This is a genomic window from Pseudoxanthomonas sp. LjRoot204_2 (assembly GCF_056175765.1).
Genome location: NZ_JBGFFG010000394.1, coordinates 1 through 3,098, shown reverse-complemented (window position 1 = coordinate 3,098; position 3,098 = coordinate 1). Strand labels below are relative to the sequence as shown.

Annotated in this window: 4 protein-coding genes and 1 tRNA gene; 3 read left to right on the top strand and 2 right to left on the bottom strand. The window is 66.9% G+C overall.

Annotated features, from left to right (window positions below):
• The coding region (locus AC04L7_RS15415; protein ID WP_475513341.1) for a DNA alkylation repair protein at nucleotides 1–644 on the bottom strand (644 nt) is incomplete at its 3' end.
• Nucleotides 645–705: 61 nt separating this feature from the next.
• On the bottom strand, nucleotides 706–1,284 hold the full coding sequence (locus AC04L7_RS15410; RefSeq protein ID WP_435998856.1) for an FMN-dependent NADH-azoreductase: 579 nt from the start codon (nucleotides 1,282–1,284) through the stop codon (nucleotides 706–708).
• Nucleotides 1,285–1,401: 117 nt separating this feature from the next.
• On the opposite strand from AC04L7_RS15410, the gene AC04L7_RS15405 reads away from it, so the two are divergent.
• From AC04L7_RS15405 to AC04L7_RS15395, 3 genes are all read left to right on the top strand, one after another.
• Complete coding sequence (locus AC04L7_RS15405; protein WP_296283004.1) at nucleotides 1,402–2,409, top strand: LysR family transcriptional regulator; 1,008 nt, start codon at nucleotides 1,402–1,404, stop codon at nucleotides 2,407–2,409.
• Between the two features lie 114 nt (nucleotides 2,410–2,523).
• Nucleotides 2,524–2,613, top strand: a tRNA-Ser gene (locus AC04L7_RS15400).
• Nucleotides 2,614–2,656: 43 nt separating this feature from the next.
• Nucleotides 2,657–2,953 carry a hypothetical protein gene (locus AC04L7_RS15395; protein WP_435998854.1) on the top strand — a complete coding sequence of 99 codons (297 nt, stop codon included), beginning with the start codon at nucleotides 2,657–2,659 and terminating at the stop codon, nucleotides 2,951–2,953.
• Nucleotides 2,954–3,098: the final 145 nt, after the last annotated feature.

Here is a 3,098-nt window from a genome sequence, read left to right as displayed (position 1 = left end):
CAGCGTCGCGCCGCGTCGTCGGATGCCGCCAACTGGGTCGCCACCGCGATCGCTTCCGCATGCAGCACGGCGTTGCGGTGGCCGATGGCCCGTAGCGCCCAGCTCACGCCCTTGCTGACGAAGTTGCGCGCATCGCCCGCGGCGGCGTACACGTGGGTCAGCCCGGCGAGGAAGGGCGCATCGGGGGTGTGGCGGTCGTGCACCGCGAGTCCGGCCAGCAGCGCGAACGCCGCGCGTTTCTCGAATTCGCCACGCTTGCCGGCCCACGCATCGATCCGCCCCCACGCGTGCGGGCTGCGATCGAACAGGTGCAGGCACAGCGTGTCGCAGACCGCCCAGTTGTCGAACTGGCGGCACCAACGGTCCATCTGGGCGGAAGTGACTTGCGCGGGATCGGCGATGAAGGCAACCAGCAGGCGCGCCTCGTAGATGCCGCTGTCCCAAAGCGGTTGCATCAGGTCGGGCTGGCGGCCGATGCGCTTGCCGAGCGCCTGGATGTCGCGCATCGGCACGCCGAGCGCGTGCGTATCCGGAATCCCGTAGCGGGCCAGCCCCGCGCGGTGCACCGGGCTGGCAGCGGCCTTCAGCAAGGCGAGGGCGTGCGCGGCGTCGATCTGTTCCGGGGTGGCTTTCCGGGCGGGCATCGGCAGGTCGGCGGGAAGGATGCCGGCAGCATACCGGCCCCGTCCCGCGACCTGTGGTGGCTCAGGCTGCCTGGCGCAGCGGCGCCGGAATGCTCGCCAGCGCCGCTTCAATGGCCTGCGCCTTGTGTTCGGGCGAATAAGCCACGCGCTCGGCGCGGATGAACTCCACGTCGGTGATGCCCAGGAACTTGAACACCTGCGTCAGGTAAGGCGCAACGAAGTCGATCGCGGTGCCGGCGTACTCGCCACCACTGGCCTCGGCCACGATCACCTTCTTGCCACCGGCCAGGCCAATGGGGCCGTTCTCGGTGTATTTGAAGGTGCGGCCGGCCACGGCCACGCGGTCGATCCAGGCCTTCAGCGTGGACGGCACACCGAAGTTGTAGCGCGGCACGCCCAGTACGATGACGTCGGCGTCCAGGAACTGCTTCAGGGTCGCTTCGCCGGCTTGTGCGGTGGCGGCATCGCCCCCACCCAGTACCGCATTGGTCAGGTGGGGCAGCGGGTCGGCGTCGAGGTCGCGATAGGTGACCTCCAGGTCGGGCAGGGTGTCCTGCCAACGGGCTACGATGGCGGCGGTCAGTTGCCGGCTGACCGAGTTCGCGGCCAGGGCGCTGCTGTCGATGTGCAATAGTTTCATGGTGGTTCTCCGGTCAGGACGCGGCAGGTGCCGCCTTGGGAACCACTGTAGGTCGTTGCATTATTGGGATAAACGTGGTCTAACGTCACTGATTGTTCTAAAGGCGGAATTATAGTCATGCAGCACGACCTCAACGACCTCTACTACTTCGCCATGGTGGTGGACCACGGTGGCTTCGCCGCCGCCGAGCGGGCGCTTGGCATTCCCAAGTCCCGCCTCAGCCGGCGCATCAGCCAGCTGGAAGCCGATCTCGGCGTGCGCCTGCTGCAGCGCTCGACGCGCCGTTTCGCGGTGACCGACGTCGGTACCAGCGTGCATCGCCATGCACAGACCATGCTGGCCGAAGCGCAGGCGGCGCGCGAAGTCGTCGATCGCCTCAGTGCCGAACCGCGCGGCGTGGTGCGCGTCAGCGTGCCGGTGGCGGTGGCGCAGATGCAGTTGCCGAAGATCCTGCCGGCCTTCCTCGACAAGTACCCGAAGGTGCGGCTGCAGCTGCACGTCAACAACCGCCGTGTCGACATCATCAACGAGGGCTACGACGTGGCCCTGCGCGTACGCGCGAAGCTCGACGACGACGGCAGCCTGGTGATGCGCAGCTTCGGCCAGATCCAAGAACTGCTGGTCGCCAGCCCGAAGTACCTCAACCGCGCCGGCCGCCCGAAGGTGCCGGAAGACCTGGCGGAGCACGTCACGCTGAGCATCAGCGAGGACGAGGCGCGCCAGCGCTGGGAGCTGCACGGGCCGGATGGCGAGGTACGCCGCATCGAGTTGAATCCGCGCCTGGCCGGCTTCGACTTCCCGCTGCTGCAGTCGATGGCGAAGGACGGCTACGGCATCACCCTGCTGCCGGAGACGGTGTGCGCGGAAGCGGTGCGCAAGGGCGAGCTGGAGGTGGTGCTGCCGGAATGGAGCCTGCCGCAGGGCATCTGCCACGCGGTGTTCGCTTCGCGCCGGGGCATGTTGCCGGCGGTGCGGGTGTTCATCGATTTCCTGGCCGAGCACCTGCCGCAGCAGATCGAGTCGTCGCGGCTGGATTGCGGCGGCGCCTGCGCGGAGGCGAAGGAGAAGGCCATCGCCATGGCGATCGACAACACCAAGGCCGGCAAGGTGAAGAAAGCCTCGTAGGCCACGGCCGCGGGGTTCGTGCGAAAATGCGCCCCGGCCTGCAATGGGCGGGGCGCGCCGCCAGGGTAGGGCGGCGATGCACCGCGACGGGTGTCGCGGGCAGTTCCAGACAACGGAGAGATGGCCGAGCGGTTTAAGGCAGCAGTCTTGAAAACTGCCGTAGGTGTAAGCCTACCGTGGGTTCGAATCCCACTCTCTCCGCCACCTCGGCAAGCGCTGTACCTTCCTGTTGGCAAGGAACATTCATATGCGCGGCGTCGACGTAACCGGAATCGGCCAGGCGATCCTGGGGGTGGCGATCGTCCTGATCGTCGCGTCCTTCCCGCTGCGCGCCTGGATGTTCCACAAGCTCCAGGACGACGTCTCCGTAAGGGATCTGTCCGACGGCAGGTCCATGATCGGCTCCGACTTCCTCGCGTTTGGCCTCGTCAGGAAATGGCGAACACTCTCGATCGCAGCCCGAGGCCCGGTGCTGGCCTTTGTCGTCGCTCAGCTGTCGGGCATGCTTTTGCTGCTGCTGGTCTGCCTTCGTACGCTCATCTAAGCCTTTGAACGGAGGAGATCCCATGCGTCCTTTCCTCATGCTTGCGTTGCTACTGCTGCACAGCGCGGCCTGGGCAGCCGATCCACCGGCGCGTGTCGTCATCGTCGGCACCTACCATTTCAGCAATCCGGGCCAGGACAAGGCC